11 protein-coding genes are annotated in these 16,489 nt (G+C 73.5%); 5 read left to right on the top strand and 6 right to left on the bottom strand.

The features are described from left to right. The first annotated feature begins 195 nt into the window (after positions 1–195). Complete coding sequence (locus ACFY30_RS14405; protein WP_390845511.1) at positions 196–981, top strand: hypothetical protein; 786 nt, start codon at positions 196–198, stop codon at positions 979–981. A 50-nt stretch (positions 982–1,031) separates the two neighbouring features. Here the strand turns inward: ACFY30_RS14405 and ACFY30_RS14400 are convergent, their stop codons facing one another. Beyond that, complete coding sequence (locus ACFY30_RS14400; RefSeq protein ID WP_390845510.1) at positions 1,032–2,105, bottom strand: LacI family DNA-binding transcriptional regulator; 1,074 nt, start codon at positions 2,103–2,105, stop codon at positions 1,032–1,034. 69 nt (positions 2,106–2,174) lie between these two features. Between ACFY30_RS14400 and ACFY30_RS14395 the strand changes: the two genes are divergently transcribed. The 3 genes from ACFY30_RS14395 to ACFY30_RS14385 all read left to right on the top strand — a co-directional run bounded on the left by ACFY30_RS14395 (position 2,175) and on the right by ACFY30_RS14385 (position 8,888). Further along, the gene (locus ACFY30_RS14395) at positions 2,175–4,346 is read left to right on the top strand and encodes an alpha-galactosidase (protein WP_390845509.1); all 2,172 of its coding nucleotides are present in this window, start codon (positions 2,175–2,177) and stop codon (positions 4,344–4,346) included. 986 nt (positions 4,347–5,332) lie between these two features. Further along, entirely contained in the window at positions 5,333–6,484 is a 1,152-nt protein-coding gene (locus tag ACFY30_RS14390; protein WP_390845508.1) for a glutathione-independent formaldehyde dehydrogenase, read from the top strand. Positions 6,485–6,593: 109 nt separating this feature from the next. Further along, the gene (locus ACFY30_RS14385; protein ID WP_390845507.1) at positions 6,594–8,888 is read left to right on the top strand and encodes an FdhF/YdeP family oxidoreductase; all 2,295 of its coding nucleotides are present in this window, start codon (positions 6,594–6,596) and stop codon (positions 8,886–8,888) included. Positions 8,889–9,034: 146 nt separating this feature from the next. Here the strand turns inward: ACFY30_RS14385 and ACFY30_RS14380 are convergent, their stop codons facing one another. The 3 genes from ACFY30_RS14380 to ACFY30_RS14370 all read right to left on the bottom strand — a co-directional run bounded on the left by ACFY30_RS14380 (position 9,035) and on the right by ACFY30_RS14370 (position 13,126). Next, complete coding sequence (locus tag ACFY30_RS14380; protein ID WP_390845744.1) at positions 9,035–10,675, bottom strand: SpoIIE family protein phosphatase; 1,641 nt, start codon at positions 10,673–10,675, stop codon at positions 9,035–9,037. 206 nt (positions 10,676–10,881) lie between these two features. Beyond that, the gene (locus ACFY30_RS14375; RefSeq protein ID WP_390845506.1) at positions 10,882–11,562 is read right to left on the bottom strand and encodes a class I SAM-dependent DNA methyltransferase; all 681 of its coding nucleotides are present in this window, start codon (positions 11,560–11,562) and stop codon (positions 10,882–10,884) included. A 202-nt stretch (positions 11,563–11,764) separates the two neighbouring features. Beyond that, a complete protein-coding gene (locus ACFY30_RS14370; protein WP_390845504.1) occupies positions 11,765–13,126 on the bottom strand; it encodes a macro domain-containing protein in 1,362 nt (453 codons plus the stop codon). A 101-nt stretch (positions 13,127–13,227) separates the two neighbouring features. On the opposite strand from ACFY30_RS14370, the gene ACFY30_RS14365 reads away from it, so the two are divergent. Continuing rightward, positions 13,228–14,118 carry a macro domain-containing protein gene (locus ACFY30_RS14365; protein ID WP_390845503.1) on the top strand — a complete coding sequence of 297 codons (891 nt, stop codon included), beginning with the start codon at positions 13,228–13,230 and terminating at the stop codon, positions 14,116–14,118. Positions 14,119–14,205: 87 nt separating this feature from the next. On the opposite strand, the gene ACFY30_RS14360 is transcribed toward ACFY30_RS14365, so the two are convergent. Together ACFY30_RS14360 and ACFY30_RS14355 are read right to left on the bottom strand one after the other, a co-directional pair. Then, a complete protein-coding gene (locus ACFY30_RS14360) occupies positions 14,206–14,964 on the bottom strand; it encodes a TIR domain-containing protein (RefSeq protein ID WP_390845501.1) in 759 nt (252 codons plus the stop codon). Next, on the bottom strand, positions 14,961–16,487 hold the full coding sequence (locus ACFY30_RS14355) for a hypothetical protein (RefSeq protein ID WP_390845500.1): 1,527 nt from the start codon (positions 16,485–16,487) through the stop codon (positions 14,961–14,963). Before ACFY30_RS14355 ends, ACFY30_RS14360 begins: the two co-directional genes overlap by 4 nt. Between the last annotated feature and the right edge of the window lie 2 nt (positions 16,488–16,489).

Here is a 16,489-nt window from a genome sequence, read left to right as displayed (position 1 = left end):
ACGCGAGGGGCTGCGGTCTGGCGTGAGCGGCTGCCGGCGACGGGCGACCGGCGGCCGCTCCCGAGGCCGTGTCGGCGGGGCAGAGGTCGGTGAGAGGGCAACCGGGACCGGGTCTCGTGGGTCTAGCCCATGTGACACCTCATCAGGCTCCGCCGTGAGGAGACGGCGGGCCCAGCGATCCCTGAGGGGGATTCCATGCGCACCCGCCCCGCCCTCGCCCTCCTGTCCCTTGCCACCGCCCTGTCCGCCGCGCTGGTCCCGGCCGCCCGAGCGGCGGACCGAGCCGCGTCCGACACGACGTTCTCGAACGTGGTCGTCAACGGAGGCAAGGACATCGTGCTCGGCCTGACCACCCGCAAGACCGTCACCCTCACCTGGACGGCGACCGACCCGGACGGCGTCCTCGCGTCCTGGGCCTATCTGTGGCACGGGCCCAACACCGACGACGCCGACGCCATCCTGCCGGCCTACCCGCCGGCGGGCACCTGCACCGTGTCGCCCACCGACCGCACCACCTCCACCTGCAAGGTGAGCTTCGGGGTGGACGCCGCGCGGGACTTCGACCACAACGGCCTCGCCGGGACCTGGCAGGTGCTCGCCGGCGCGCAGGACGCCGGCGACGACTGGACCGAGATCGACGCCGCCGGGACGGCGCGGTTCAAGCGGTACGCCAAGGTGACGGTGAACGCCTCGCCCGAGCCGGTGAAGAAGGGCAGGACCATCACGGTCACCGGCAGGCTGACCCGCGCCGACTGGGAGAGCGGCACCTACACCGGCTACCGGGACCGGCCGGTGCTGCTGCAGTTCCGCAAGAAGGGCAGCTCCACCTACACGACCCTGAAGACCGTCACCAGCGGCAGCAGCGGCACGCTCAGGACCACCACCAGGGCCGGCACCGACGGCTACTTCCGTTTCCTCTTCACCGGCACCGCCACCACCGGCCCGGCCACGGCGGCGGGCGACTTCGTCGACGTCAGGTGAGGGTGCGGGGCGGCGCCGCGCACGGCCGTCGGCTCGTCGCGCCGCCGGGTTCACGCGCGGGCGCCGCCCGAGCTCTCGCGGATGATCAGCTCGGTGCCGGTGAAGGTCGCGGCGGCGGGCCGGTGGTCGCGCTCCAACCGGCCGCGCAGGAGCTCGAAGGCGTCGCGGCCCAGTCCCTGGAAGTCCATGCGGACGGTGGTGAGGGAGGGGGTGAGGTACCCGGCGTGCGGGGCGTCGTCGAAGCCGATGACACTGACGTCCTCCGGCACCGGCCGCCCGGCGTGGTGCAGGGCGCGCAGCACGCCCAGGGCCAGGTCGTCGTTGCCGCACAGGACCGCCGTGACGTCCGGGTCGCCGGCGAGCCTTCGGCCCTCGTCGTAGCCGGCCCGCGCGTCCCAGCCCCCGCCGCCGAGGGGCCCGGGCGGGGTGACGCCGGCCGCCTCCAGGGCCGCCCGCCAGCCCTGGGCGCGCGGGCCTTCCGCGTGCCCGGTGCCCGCTGACGTGGGGATGGCGACGTAGTGCACGGTCCGGTGCCCGAGCCGCAGCAGGTACGCGGTGGCGGCACGGGCCGCCTCGCGGTCGTCGGCCCACACGGCCGGACGGGGCGGAGTCCGGCCGTGCGGCGGCGCTTCGACGACCGCGGCGCACGGCACGTCCGCCGGGACCCGGCCCAGTGCCGTGGCGCCGAGTCGGTCGAAGCCGATGACCATCAGTCCGCCCCCGTCGGCCGCGGCCGAGGAGATCGTGCGGTCCAGGTCGTCCTCGGGTGTCAGCACCTTCACGCCGAGCGAGTAGCCCGCGGCGCGGGCGGCTTCCTCCAGGCCCTGAAGGGTGGCGGCATAGCCGTGGAGGGTCGTGTTCGACGTCAGGACGGTGACCGACCGGGTCACGCCGCTGGCCAGGGCGAACGCGGTGGGGTTGCGTCGGAAGCCGAGCGTCTGGATGGCCGCCTCGACCCGCTTGCGCGTCTCCTCGCGGACGTTCGGGGAGTGGTTGATGACCCGTGAGACGGTCTGGTACGAGACGCCCGCGGCCCGGGCGACGTCCCGGATGCCGGCCGCCTTCCGGGGCTCCCGTCCGGGGCCCGAGTGGCTGCCGGGGCTTGTGTGACCGGTCACATCCATGTCAGGATTGTCAGCGGTGACACCACCGCCCGTCAAGGGAAGGACCGCACCCGCGGGAGGGAAACCGCGTTGACCACCGCTGTCGGAGCAGCCGAGCGGTCCCTTCTCTGGTCCCATGACGTCCTCGGACTGCACGCCGTGGCGGACTCCGCCGGGGCCGTCCGGCTGGGGGCACCGGGCCAGGACTGGAACACCCTGCTCCCCCTCGTCGAGGTCACCGCGACCGGCCACGGCCGCACCTGGTCGGGAGAACGCTTCATCGACACCGCCGTCGGCGGCCGTCTGGCCCACCGAAGCCACGAGACGGTCCAGGACGGGGACGGGCAGTGCACGACGTTCCGGCTGGCGGACCCGGTGACCGGGCTCGGCGCCGACATCACCCTGCGGACCCGCCCCGGCGCCGGCTTCCTCCGCTCGCAGGTGCGCCTGGTCAACGAGGGAAGCGCCCCGCTCCGGCTGGAGAGCGTGTCGAGCCTGGCCCTCGGCGGCATCGGGGACGCCGTGGGCGGGCTCGACGGCCTGACCCTCCACTGGGCGGACAACGACTGGCTCGCCGAGTGCCGTTGGCGGCACTCGCCCTTCCGCGACCACGTCGTCTCCCTGAGCCGGCCGGCCCACGGCCACGAAGGACGCGGCTGCTTCGAGCGGTACTCGCAGGGCAGCTGGTCCACGGGACGGCACCTGCCGATCGCCGCGCTCACCGACCGGGCGGGCCGCGCCTGGCTCTGGCAGATCGAGTCCAGCGCGGGCTGGCGCTACGAGACCGGCGAACGGGAGGGCGCCGCCTACGTCGCGCTGTTCGGACCCGACGACGCCCATCACCAGTGGCACCAGACCCTGGCACCGGGCGAGGAGTTCACCACCGTCCCCGCCGTCCTCGTCGCAGCCCGGGGCGGCGGCCTCGACGCCGCGTTCGGTGAACTCACCGCCCACCGCCGCCGGATACGCCGCGCCCACCCGGACCACACGGCACTCCCGGTGATCTACAACGACTACATGAACACCCTGATGGGTGACCCCACCACCGACAAGCTCCTGCCGCTCGTCGAAGCGGCGGGCGCCGCGGGCGCCGAGGTCTTCGTCGTCGACGCGGGCTGGTACGACGACGACGGCCAGGGCTGGTGGGACGCCGTCGGCGCCTGGGACGCCTCGGGCCGCCGCTTTCCCGGCGGCATCCAGCGGGTGCTGGACGCCATCAGGTCGCACGGGATGACCCCAGGACTCTGGCTGGAACCCGAAGTGGTCGGCGTGCGCAGCCCGTTGGCCCGCACCCTGCCACCCGAGGCGTTCTTCCGGCGGGGCGGAGTCCGGGTCACCGAACACGGCCGGCACCACCTGGACCTGCGCCACCCCGCCGCCCGCGCCCACCTCGACCGGGTCGTCGACCGGCTCGTGGACGACTGGGGGGTGGGCTATCTGAAGCTCGACTACAACGTCAACATCGGGCCCGGCACCGAGAACGGCACCGAGAGCGCGGGCGCCGGCCTGCTCGGGCACCACCGCGCGCACCTCGACTGGCTGGGCTCCCTCCTCGACCGGCACCCCGGCCTCGTCCTGGAGAACTGCGCGTCGGGCGGGCTGCGCATGGACTACGCCCAGCTCGCGGTCGTCCAGCTGCAGTCCACCAGCGACCAGCAGGACCCCCTGCGCTGTCCGCCCATCGCGGCCGCGTCCGCCACCGCGGCGACCCCCGAGCAGGCCGCCGTGTGGGCCTACCCCCAGCCGGACTTCGGCCCCGACGAGATCGCCTTCGCGCTCACCGGCGCGCTGTCGGCCCGTGTCCAGCTGTCCGGGTTCCTCGACCGCATGAGCCCGGAGCAGTTCGACCTGGTCCGCTCGGCCGTCGCCGTCCACAAGGCCCTTCGCCCGGAGATCCCCCGCAGCCTTCCGTTCTGGCCGCTCGGGCTTCCCGCGTGGGAGGACACCTGGATCGCCTCCGGTCTGCGCGGCCGGGCCGCCACCTGGCTCGCCCTGTGGCGCAGGGCCCCGGCCGCCGACGCGGGAGCGGGAGCCGAGCGCCCACGCGACCGGCACGGAGCCGACGACGGCACCCGCGCCGTCACGCTCCCCCATCTGCGCGGCGTCCCCCTCCGCCCCACGGTGCTCTATCCCGCCGCCTCCGGCGCCACCCTCGCCTGGGACGCCGCCGCGGGACGGCTCACCGTCTCCCTGCCCCGCCCCGGCACCGCCGTGCTCCTGCGCCTCGCCGCCGAGCCACCGGCCGGGGGCGACGAGGTGTGACCGGGCAGGAACGCGCACCCCGCGGCGGGACACTCCCCCGCCCGCCACGGCGTGCGGGGGAGTGTCCCGCCCGTGCGGACCGTGACGAGCGGCCGGAGGCGGCGGTGCGGGCGGCGGTACAGGCGGTGGTGCGGGCGGACAGCCGAATGTCGTCGTCGGCGAGCAGCGGCCGCACCGTGTGAACCTGGCCGTTCCCGGCCGGGCACACCGCCGGCCGGGCAGGCGACGAGAGCGGGTCGGGTGCACTCGGCCAGGCCGGCGCGCAGGTCCCGCCGTATGCCGGCGTGAGGGGCCGACCGGGGTTGCCCTTGGGCGAGCGGAAAGGGGGCCTCGGACGTGGTCACGCCCCCTCCGCCAGGGCGCGCCCGCCCGGGTGCCCGCGCCGACGGCGACGGGCCGTCCGCGGCTCGCCCGACGGCCGTCCGCGGCTAGCGGGACGGGTGGGCCCCGTGCCCGGGGAGAGGGGGGACGGGCCGTCCGCGGCTCGCCCGACGGCCGACCCCGGCTCGCCGGACGGGCCCGCCCCGCGCCCGGGGAGACGGGCGAGGGCCGACCGCGGGCTCGCCCGAAGGCCGAGCCTTCGGCTCGCCGGACGGGTGGGCCCCGTGCCCGGGGAGAGGGGAGACGGGCCGTCCGCGGCTCGCCCGACGGCCGTCCGCGGCTCGCCCGACGGCCGTCCGCGGCTCGCCCGACGGCCGTCCGCGGCTCGCCCGACGGCCGTCCGCGGCTCGCCGGACGGGCGGGCCCGGTGCGGTGGACCGCGTGATGCGCGCCGGGCGCGCCGGGGCAGCGGCGGGATCGTCGTCCGGCGGGGGTTGCGGCGGGTGCCGCAGGGGCGTTCCCTGGAAGTAACCAATGGTGAAGCCAGAGCGCCTGGGACTACGCAGCGGGCCGAGGGGCCCGGTCGCGGTGTGTGTTCTCCCGGCAAGGGCCTCGGTCAAGCAGGCCGTCGTGGTCACCCGGCGTTCGACGCGGAGGTGATCCAGGTGAAAGCCGTTGTCTACGAGAAGCCCTTCAGCGTCACCGTCAGGGACGTCGACGATCCGCAGATCCAGCATCCGAACGACGTGCTGGTACGCGTCACGTCGACCGCCATCTGCGGTTCCGACCTGCACATGTACGAGGGCCGCACGGCGGCCGAGTCCGGCATCGTCTTCGGGCACGAGAACATGGGCATCGTCGAGGAGACCGGCGCGGGCGTGACCTCCTTGTCCAAGGGCGACCGGGTCGTCATGCCCTTCAACGTCGCCTGCGGATTCTGCAAGAACTGCCTGGCCGGGAAGACCGGCTTCTGTCTCACGGTCAACCCGGGCTTCGCCGGCGGCGCCTACGGTTATGTGGCCATGGGGCCGTACAAGGGCGGACAGGCGGAACTGCTGCGCGTGCCCTTCGCCGATTTCAACTGCCTGAAGCTGCCGCAGGGTGAGGAGTTCGAGACCGACTTCGTGCTGCTCGCCGACATCTTCCCGACCGGCTATCACGGATGCGAGCTCGCCCAGGTGTCCCCCGGCGAGAGCGTGGCCGTCTTCGGTGCCGGTCCGGTCGGGCTGATGGCCGCGTACTCCGCGCTGCTGCGCGGTGCGTCGAAGGTGTTCTCCGTCGACCGGGTGCCCGAGCGGCTCGCCAAGGCCGAGGAGATCGGAGCCGTTCCGATCGACTTCACCAAGGGCGACCCGGCCACGCAGATCAAGGAACAGACCGGGGGCGAGGGCACCGACAAGGGTGTCGACGCCGTCGGCTACCAGGCCCAGGCGCACGACGCCAGCCACGAGGAACCGGCCGTCGTCCTCAACACGCTCGTCGAGACCGTGCGGCCGACGGGCATGCTCGGCATACCGGGCCTGTACGTGCCCTCCGACCCGGGCGGACCCGACGAGAACGCCAAGCACGGCCAACTCCTGGTCTCCATCGGCAGGATGTTCGAAAAGGGCCAGCGGATGGGCACCGGGCAGTGCAACGTCAAGCAGTACAACCGCCAGCTGCGTGACCTGATCATCGCGCGGCGCGCCAAGCCCAGCTTCGTGGTCTCCCACGAACTGCCGCTGGAGGAGGCGCCGCGCGCGTACGAGAAGTTCGACCAGCGCATCGAGGGTTACACCAAGGTCGTACTGCATCCCGGTCACGCCCTCGCGGCGTAGCGCCGGACAGGACACCGAACGGTCCCCGCGCGGCGGCCGGCCGGCAGCCCGGGCCGTCCCCGGCAGCCGGCCGGCCGTGCGCGGGCCGACAGGGGGCGAGGAGGCGGTCATGGCCGGGAAGCCCGTCGGTCCGACGACGCCGGGTCCCAGGAAGTCCAGCGTCGGCCTGCACGCCATCGCCGAGTCCACGCGGTACTCCCTGGCCGAGATGGGGCCGAAGCGGAGCCTGCAGACACTCCTGAAGGTGAACCACGTCGACGGCTTCGACTGCCCGAGCTGCGCCTGGGGCGACCCCGACCCCGAGCACCGCAAGACCGCGGAGTTCTGCGAGAACGGCGCGAAGGCCGTCGCCTGGGAGGCCACGCGCAAACGCGTCGGCACGGCGTTCTTCGCCGAGCACTCCCTGGCCGACCTGCGGCAGCGCGACGGCCACTGGCTGGAGGCGCAGGGCCGGCTTGCCCGGCCGATGCACCTCGCCCCCGGCGCGACCCACTACACGCCCGTCTCGTGGGAGGACGCGATCGCGCTCACCGCCGACCGCCTGCGCGCCCTCGACGACCCGGACCGTGCCGTCTTCTACACCAGCGGCCGCACGAGCAACGAGGCCGCCTTCCTCTACCAGCTGCTGGCGCGCAGATTCGGCACGAACAACCTGCCGGACTGCTCGAACATGTGCCACGAGTCGAGCGGCGACGCCCTGAGCGCGACCATCGGCGTCGGCAAGGGCCTCATCACCTACGCCGACATCACCGATCACGCGGACCTGATCATGATCGTGGGCCAGAACCCCGGCACCTGCCACCCCCGTATGCTCACCGCGCTGGAGGACGCCAAGCGGCGCGGTGCCCGGATCATCGCCGTCAACCCGCTCCCCGAGGCCGGCTTCGGGCGCTATCACAACCCGCAGACCGCGCGCGGCCTGGCCGGCCCCGGGACGAAGATCGCCGACCGCTGGCTGCCGGTGCGCGTCAACGGCGATCTTGCCCTGTTCGCCGGTCTGAACCGGGCCCTGGTCGACCGGGAGGACGCCGAGCCGGGCTCTGCCCTCGACCACGAGTTCATCGACCGCTACTGCGAGGGCTTCGAGGCGGCGGCAGCGGCCTGGCGCGCCCTGGACTGGTCGCACCTCGAGACGTTGACCGGCCTCTCCCGCCGTCTGATCGAGGACTGCGCCGCCGACGTGCTCGCCGCCGACAGCGTCGTCGTCTGCTGGGCGATGGGACTCACCCAGCACCGCAACGCCGTGGCCACCATCCGCGAGATCGTCGACTTCCTGCTGCTGCGCGGCAACGTCGGCCGTCCCGGCGCCGGACCCGCCCCGATCCGCGGGCACAGCAACGTCCAGGGCGACCGCACCGTGGGCATCTGGGAGAAGATGCCGGACACGTTCCTGGACAAGCTCCGTGACGAGTTCGGATTCGATCCGCCCCGGGTCCACGGCCTGGACACCGTCGACTCGATCAGGGCCATGCGCGACGGCCGGGTCGACGTGTTCATCGGCCTCGGCGGCAACTTCGCCGCCGCCACGCCCGACACGGAGGTCACCGAGGCGGCACTGGCCAACTGCGGCCTCACCGTCCACATCGCGACCAAACTGAACCGGTCGCATCTGTGCCACGGCACCGAGGCGCTCCTCCTGCCCTGCCTCGGCCGCACCGAGCGCGACCGGCAGGCCACGGGCGAGCAGTTCGTCACGGTCGAGGACACGATGGCGATGGTGCACGCCTCGCACGGGCGGCTCCTGCCCGGATCACCGCACCTGCGCAGCGAGGTGGCGATCGTCGCCGACCTCGGACACGCGCTCTTCGGAGAAGACCTCGGCTGGCGCGGCATGCGCGACGACTACGCCGTGATCCGCCGCCACATCGAGCACGTCATCCCCGGATTCCACGCCTACGAGCAGCGCGTCCGGCAGCCCGGCGGCTTCATGCTGCCCCGGGCTCCGCGCGACTCCCGCACCTTTCCCACACCGACCGGCAGGGCGGTCTTCACCGTCAACCCGCCGACCGCGTGCGAGGTACCGCCCGGACACCTGCTGCTGACGACGGTACGGTCGCACGACCAGTTCAACACCACCGTCTACGGGCTCGACGACCGCTACCGCGGCATCAAGGGCGGACGCCGGGTCGTCCTCCTCAACGGGGACGACCTGCGCGACCTCCACCTCCACGACGGAGACCTGGTCGACCTGGTCAGCGTCAACCCCGACGGTGAACGCCGCGCCCCCGGCTTCCGCGCCGTCCGCTACCCGGCCCCGCGCGGCTGCGCCGCCTCCTACTACCCGGAGACGAACGTGCTGGTCGCCCTGGACGCCACGGCCGAGATCAGCAACACCCCGACGACCAAGTCCGTCGTGATCCGGGTCGAGCCATCCGCCGGGTCCGGTGCCGCGACAGCCCTCTGACGACGGGGCCGGGCCCGACACCTGCCTCGGCCGCGACACCTTAGGCCGCCACCGCTTCACCGACGGCGACGGGGAGGGCCGGATCGCCGGTCACGACTCCCGGGCCCGCGGCTGACGCCCCGCACGGGCGAGGGCCGGGGACCCGCTCAGCCGGGGTCCCGGCCGCCGGGCAGGGACTGCTCGAACCAGACGACCTTGCCCGTGCTCACCCTGGTCGCCCCCCAGCGCCGGGACAGGTGGTCGACCAGGAACAGACCCCGGCCGCCCTCGTCGGTCAGGCGGGCGTGCCGCATCCTCGGCACCACCGGCGAGTCGTCGCCCACCTCGCAGCGCAGCACGTCGGTGCGCAGCAGCCGCAGGGTGATGGGCCGGGAGGCGAACCGCACGGCGTTCGCCACCACCTCGCCGACCAGGAGCTCGGTGGACTCCACCAGGGGGTCGAGGTCCCACAGGTGCAGCGTCCTGCGGATCAGCCGGCGGGCCTGTCCCGCGGTCTGCGGACGAGGAGCCATGTACCAGTAGGCGACGGTCTCCGGGAGGAGGCCCTCGAAGCGGGCGGCGAGCAGCGCGACGTCGTCGTCCCGGTCTCCCGCGCCGAGGGCGCCGAGCGCGTCGTCGCACAGCTCTTCCAACGCCGGGGGAGTGGACCGCGAGGCGGTCGTGTGCAGCCGGGCGCGGAGCCGTTCCACACCGGTCAGGACGTCCGAGTCGCGGGACTCGACCAGACCGTCGGTGTAGAGCAGCAGGGTCGCCCCGGCCGGCGCGTGCATCTCGACGGACTCGAATCCGCCGCCGCCGACGCCGATCGGCGCTCCGGGCGGGACCCGCAGGACCTCGCCGGTGCCGTCGGGGTGCAGGAGCACCGGCGGCGGATGGCCGGCGTTGGACAGCAGCAGCCGGTGCAGCACGGGGTCGTACAGGGCGTAGAGGCAGGTCGCCGTGTGTTCGCTGCCCAGGCGCTCGGCCTGTTCGTCGAGGTGGTGCAGCACCTCGTCCGGGGGCAGGTCGAGCCCGGCCAGGGTCTGCACGATGGTGCGCAGCTGGCCCATGATCGCGGCCGAGGTCATCGAGTGGCCCATCACGTCGCCGATGACCAGGGCGACGCGGTTGCCGGGCAGCGGGATCGCGTCGTACCAGTCGCCGCCGACCTGCGCGGTGCGCGAGGACGGCAGATAGCGGCTGGCCAGCCGGACTCCCGGCGGCTCGGGCAGCGACGGCGGGAGCATGGTGCGCTGCAGCGCGTCAGCGAACGACGCCTCGCGCGCGTACAGGACCGCCTTGTCGATCCCGAGGGCGGTGTGGGTGGCGAGCTGGGAGGCGACGAGGAGGTCGTCCCCGGTGAAGGCGGGCCGGCCGGGGCGGCGGACGAGGACGACGCTGCCCATGACATGGGTGCGCCCGTGCAGCGGGGCGATGATCAGCCGTCGTCCCGGCGGGACCGCCCGGGGAACGGCGGCGGTCCCCAGCAGTTCGGCCACGGCGGAGGCGAGGCCGGGGGTGTTCCCGAACGCGGGCCGTCCGTCCCGCAGCAGCCTGGCGAGCGGGCCGGTGGCCGACGGGCGGACGACCGCCGCCGGCTCGACGGTGTCACCGGCCGGCGGGGCCGGCCCGGCCAGGGCCGCGCCGTGCGGGGGTGTGCGGTCCGTGGCGTGCAGCCGCAGGACGCCGGGGGCCGCGCCGTGTTCGTCGCCGACGGGCAGCGGCGTGTACAGATGGACGAACGCCCGGTCGGCGAACGCCGGGACGGCCGCGCGGCACAGTCCGTGCACCGTCTCGTCGAGGTTCATGCCGCCGGCGATCCGCCGGGTCGCCGCGTCGAGGTAGCGGAGCCTGTCGGTCTGCGGCCCGGCGGCGTCCGGGCGCGGCCGTGCGGGCGCCGCCCCGGCGCGTTCGCCGGACTGCGGTGGCGTGCCTTCGCCGGTTCGGAGGTGCTTGGTCACGCGGGTCCTCCCGGCCGTCCGGCCCGCGCGGGCGGCGGGCCGGGCGGGAGTCGTCAGGTGCGCCGTCTGCAGCGCAGGAAGATCTGCACCTCGGGCTGGACGTCCGCGCTCGCCGGGGCGTACGTGTACGAGGACTCGTCGACGATCTCGAAGTCCGCCGCCTCCACGACCTCGCGCAGTTCGTCCCGCAGATAGCCGGAGACGCGGATGGTGCTGCCGATGAACGGGATCGAGAAGTCGTCCACGTCGGCCTCGACCATCGACAGGACGAACAGTCCCTCCGGGACCAGCACGTGGTGGACGGTCCGCAGGGCGAGGGGGATCTCGGCGCGCGGCAGCATGAGCAGGGAGAAGAAGGCCGCGACCGCGTCGAACCGGCCGAGGTCCCGGGGACCTCCGGGCCGCAGGTCCGCGATGTCCGCCTGGTGGAACACCCCGGTGGGCACGTGCTCGCGGGCGAGCGCGACCATCCCCGCCGACAGGTCGACCCCGACGACCTCGCAGCCCGCCTCCGCCAGCCGCCGCGCGGTCGGGATTCCGGTGCCGCACCCCAGGTCCAGCACCCGGGCCCCGGGCGGCAGGGACGCGATGAGCCACTCGGCGGACGCGATCTGGCCCTCCTTGTGGGGGAAGGCCTCGTCGTAGCGGTTTCCGATGACGTCGAAGGCCTCGGCCTGGCCGGTGCGGTCGAGCCGGATGTCCTCGTAGCCGAGCTTGCCGGCAGGGCTGTTCACGAGATTCCTCCTTTGATGTCCGCTCTGTAATATTTTCACAGTTCTACGGTCTTGGGTGCGGCCCGGCGCCTGGCACGCCCGCCGTGTGCGGAGGCGCCGGGGAGTGGGTCGCGTACGGCGCCCGCGGGCCGGAAGCGCTTCGGAAGCGGGTGGTGGCTGTCGGGAGAAGCGGGGGTGGATCTTAGCTGGGGGAGTGAGCAGGTCAGGTCAGGTGCGTCGGCGGGGTCGCCGGCCGGTCGTCCACCTCCCGCAGGAACGTCTCCACCGCGGACAGGTCGGTGCGCTCCAGCTCGTCCGCCCGGATGACGACGCGCAGCTCGGGGGAGACGGCGGGGTCGGCGCGCAGGCTCTCCGTGAAGGTCTCGACGATCAGCAGCAGCAACTGGGTGCGGTCGAGTTCGACGATCCGTGCCAGGCCGGCGCCGATCAGCGGGATCGCCACCGGTTTGAACAGACCGTGCCGGGCGACCGACGGCCACAGCCGCTCCAGGCCCAGGCGCAGGTCGGCCGGTGCGGAGCGGGCGCGCAGGTCGTTGCCCAGCCGGGAGTAGGCGAGGGCGAAGACCCGTCGTTTGCCGACGGGGACCGCCACCGTCGTACCGATCGGATAGCGGGTCCGTCGGCCGCGCCGCTTCGCCCGGACGCTCTCGGTGGCCAGCGGGGTGAACTCCTTGAGCCCGCGGCGCACCTTGTCGTCCAGCAGCCGGTGCCGGCCCTCGAAGAGACGGTCGACCAACTGGCCCTGCACGCTCTCCCGGCTGATCACCACGTCCTGGTCGGTGGAGGTGTCGAAGGTGTCGGAGAACCCCACGACCAGGTTGGCGTCCTCCTGGTCGAACAGGTCGCCGCGCACGACGACGACGTCCACCCGCAGCCCGCGCAGGGTGTGACGCAGCAGTTCGTCGCCGTGCCGTTCGCGCAGCCGGGTGTGCAGCCGGGCGAGGACGGCGGCGGCCTCGGGATCGTCCGGCCGCTCCCGTGCCGTCTGCTCGGCGACCGGCAGAGCGAGGTCGTGCCGACCCAACGCGCCGTAGCCGGCGATGAGTTCACGTTGCGCGGTCTCCCGGAGCTGGGTGAGCCGGCGGACCGGTCCGGCGGCGAACTCCTCGCCGTGCGCGTCGGCCAGCGCGCGGCCCCGCCACAGGCGCAGTGCGTCCGCCAGCAGCCGGACGGCCGAGGCGGGTGCCGCGCGCAGCGCGTCGCCCACCAGGCGGGTGAACTCCGTGCTGTCCAACTCCTCTGCGGACAGCACGAGTTGGTAGGTGGTCTCCACCCCGCGCGCGGTCGGCAGTTGTGCGGTGCGGATGATCCGGGCGCCGAGTCCGGGTCCGGCGAGGTCGAAGGCGCGGCGCAGCTCCAGGATCCGCTTCTGCACCTCGTTGCGGCCCCGCAGGTCCTGGCGCGGGAGTTCGGCGGTCTGCTGCCAGACGTCCCGGTACAGCCGCCGGGCCGCCACGGCCTCGCCCTCGGCGGCGGCCAGGCGGACCAGCAGACGCGCGGTCAGCGGGGTGAGCCGGGCCGGAGTGCCGTTCACGTCCAGCCGTACGGGACCCAGGACGCTCACGCGTACGCACGGTGTGCGGGTCTCCACGCGCTTCGCCCCCTCCGCCGCGTGACTGCCCGTCAGCAGTGAAGTCAGCGTACCAAGAGGCCCTGGAGGCAACCATGCGATCGGACCGTCCGCACTCCTGGCTCCGGCACGCGCGCGTGCGGAGGGTGTTCGCGGGCAGCGTGCTCGTCGCCTTCGGTGTGGTGTCGGCCGTCGTGCAGTTCTTCAGTCAGTTGTTCCCGGCGGCGTTCCGTCATCCCGGGCTGGTGACGGCCGGCTCGCTGGGCCTGTGCCTGGCGTGGGGACTGGCCCGGGCGCGGCCGCAGGGCGGAGTTCGGCAGGAGTTCGGTCGCCCAGGCATGACCGTGGTGGTGGAGGAGGGCGACCTCTTCGACCAGCCCGGGCATCTGGTCGTGGGGTTCACCGACACCTTCGACACCCTCGTGGACGACGGGACCGTCATCAACGACGGCAGTGTGCAGGGGCAGTTGCTGGCCCGCCGGTACGGGGGAGACGCGGCGGTGCTGGACGCGGAGCTGGCCGCGGCGCTGGACGGGGTGGCCCCGGTGACGCGGGAGAGCGCGCAGGACAAACCGCGGGGCAAACGCGACCGGTACCCGATCGGCACGGTCGCCGTCCTCGGCGCCCGGCCCCGGCTCGTGTTCGCCGTGGCCTACAGCCGGATGGGCAACGACTGCGTGGCCTCCTGCGGTGTGCAGGACCTGTGGCTCGGTCTCGACCGGCTGTGGGACGCGATCCGCCGGCACGGTCAACTGGAGCGCGTCACCATGCCGTTGACCGGCGCGGGACTCGCCCGGCTGCACGACCTCGACGAGGACAGCCTGCTGCGGCTGATCCTGCTGTCGTTCGTCGTCCACGCGTGGGAGCGGCCGCTCTGCCGGGAGCTGCGCGTGGTGATCCGCCCCGGTGAGCTGGGCCGGATCGACCTCCCGGAGACCGCGGCCTTCCTGGCGGGTCTGGCGGCGGGTGCCCGGCGCCAGATCTGACGCCGGACACCCCCCTTCCCCCGACGAGCGGTACGGGCCCCTCCCCCGGGCGAGGCCCGTACCGCGGCTCTGTGCGGACGGCGGCGCCTACCGCCCGGTACGGCCGTACGCCGCCAGATGACGGAACGGCCAGGTGTGGCGCCAGTCGGAGCCGGTGTCGTTCACCTTGCAGCCGGCCAGCTTCAGCCGCTCGACGATCTTGCCCACGGCGGTCTCCGAGCCGTCGAACCGGATGACGTTCATCCCCGCGATGTCGGAGATCGTGCGCAGCGCGCCGACCTCCACCATCAGCGTCCGCTCCGGGTAGGCCATCAGCACCATGCCCAGCTCGATCAGGACGTTCGGCCGGGGCTGGCCGGTCGGTTCCGTCTCGTACGCCGGCTCGTTCGCGCCCCGCAGATCCGGGTGCAGCTGGACCACGTCGTCCGGGGTGAGCAGCACCAGGGCCGCCTGGGCCTGCGCGGGGGCCGCCGCGACGACCTCGCCGAGGAACGGCGCCGTCTTCCCGGTCGCCCTGACCAGGTCCTCCCACTCCAGGGGATGCAGATCGAGCAGCCGCAGCAGGTCGAACATCTTCATCCGGACCTCCTCGTCCCGGCCGTGGACGACGAAGACGTTCCGGCTGACGTCCGGGGAGGGCCCGTCCTGGACCCGGGGGTCGGGGGCCGGGGCCCGGTGGTCCGCGCCCGGGGCCGGGGCGCCCGGGGAGAAGTACTGCGTCCCGGAGTTCCGGTTGTCCTGGTCCCCGGAGCCGAAGTTGCTGTGGCTGCCGAAGTTGTTGCCGCTGCCGAAGTTGTTGCTGGTGTGGGAACCAGCACCGCCGGAGGTGTCGGCCATCGAAGTCATGCCCCCTGGTTGCTGTTCTGCGGCCCCGTGCTCCGGTTGTCCTGGTTGCCGGGTCCGAAGTTGCTGTGGCTGCCGAAGGTGTTGTTGCTGCCGAAGTTGTTGCTGAGGATGTTCGTCTGGCGGGCCTCGTGCTCCGCGAGGTCCACGTTGTGCTCGTGCAGGAAGCCACGGACGACGTGCAGCAGCTGGCGCTCCACGATCTGCGTGTACTTGATCGTGTCCGTCTCCTGGAAGAAGACGTGGAAGTCGTCGCTGGTGGCAAGCTCCCGGATGCTGGTGAGCGCCCCTCGGTCCAGCACGGTGTCCGCGTAGCGGCCGAGCCGGAACTCGCTGGTGTCGAGCGGCAGCAGCACCCGGATCCGGTTCGCGCCCGGCTGCCACGGCAGCAGGGCACGCGCCCGCCGGAGCGCCGGGCCCAGCATGGCCCCGGGCGCGGCGCGCAGGGTGTCCCACGCGACCCGGAGCAGCAGCCTGCCGTCCAGGGCGGCGGGCAGCCGGTCCACCAGGTGGAAGTCGCTCTTGATCGGAGCCAGCACGTACGAGTAGAACTCGGTGTGCAGGGTGTTCCCCTTGAGGTCGAAGCCCACGAACGCGGTGGTGACCAGCTCCTGGTTCCACGAGCCGACCCGCACGCACAGATACCCGCGTCCCGAGTCGTAGACGTCCTCCCAGCGGCCCTCGCGCTCCTCGGGGGTCGGCTCCCACAGGCCGGGGCGGGTCGTGACGCTCGTGGTGAACGTGGACCGCTCGACGGCGAGACCCTCGATCCGCTCCGCCTGCCGTGCCTCGTCGCGCAGGGTGGCGGCCATCCGTCCGGCGACATGGGAGGTGATCTCCTCGACGGTGAAGGGGACGACCTCCTTGCGCTGCGGTTCCTGCCCGGCCGCCGGCGCCCCCGCGGTCCGCTGCTGGTTCTCGAACGGGCTGAGCGGCGCGCCGATCAGCAGCTCGGCGGTCGACCACCGCTTCACCGGCTCGCCCGCGCCGACGAACGGCTTGTAGCCGCTGTAGCGGACCAGCGTGCCGTCCGAGGCCTGCTCCCGGTCGATCTTGGCGACCAGGTCGGGCGTCAGTTCGGGGTGGCGGGGGTGGGCGCCGGTGAACCCGCCCGTGTCGCCGGGTGCGCCGGTGCCGCGCCGCAGCCGGGTCAGCAGGGTCTGGAGGGTGACGATCCGCCGCAGATACGCGGTGACCCACAGCAGCCACGCCACCGCCAGGAACCCGCCCCACCCGTTCAGGACACCGGCACCCATGAGGACGAAGGTGAGGACCAGGCCCGCGCCGAGCACGGCCAGCCGGGCCCGGTGCAGCCGGCGGGCCGCCAGCGCGTGCGCCAGCACGGGAACCGCGTCGTAACCGTACGACGGCGCCACCACCCGGAACCGGTGGGTCAGTAACTCGCGGATGACGGTGGCCCGGTAGAGCGGATCGAGATACGTGCCCGCGCACAGCAGCCGGGTGGCATTGCTCGTCGCGGCCCCGGCCGCACGGCCCGCGGGTACGGAAAGGGTGTCAGTCGCCATGG

The organism is Streptomyces sp. NPDC000345 (assembly GCF_042898825.1).
Taxonomy (GTDB): domain Bacteria; phylum Actinomycetota; class Actinomycetes; order Streptomycetales; family Streptomycetaceae; genus Streptomyces.
The sequence above is the reverse complement of the archived record's forward strand: the minus strand, read 5'-3'. Positions and strand labels throughout refer to the sequence as shown.

Coding starts and splice junctions, on each gene's coding strand:
- ACFY30_RS14405 (WP_390845511.1), top strand. CDS start 196: ATGCGCACCCGCCCCGCCCTCGCCCTCCTGTCCCTTGCCACCGCCCTG.
- ACFY30_RS14400 (WP_390845510.1), bottom strand. CDS start 2,105: ATGGATGTGACCGGTCACACAAGCCCCGGCAGCCACTCGGGCCCCGGA.
- ACFY30_RS14385 (WP_390845507.1), top strand. CDS start 6,594: ATGGCCGGGAAGCCCGTCGGTCCGACGACGCCGGGTCCCAGGAAGTCC.
- ACFY30_RS14380 (WP_390845744.1), bottom strand. CDS start 10,675: ATGAACCTCGACGAGACGGTGCACGGACTGTGCCGCGCGGCCGTCCCG.
- ACFY30_RS14365 (WP_390845503.1), top strand. CDS start 13,228: ATGCGATCGGACCGTCCGCACTCCTGGCTCCGGCACGCGCGCGTGCGG.
- ACFY30_RS14360 (WP_390845501.1), bottom strand. CDS start 14,964: ATGACTTCGATGGCCGACACCTCCGGCGGTGCTGGTTCCCACACCAGC.
- ACFY30_RS14355 (WP_390845500.1), bottom strand. CDS start 16,487: ATGGCGACTGACACCCTTTCCGTACCCGCGGGCCGTGCGGCCGGGGCC.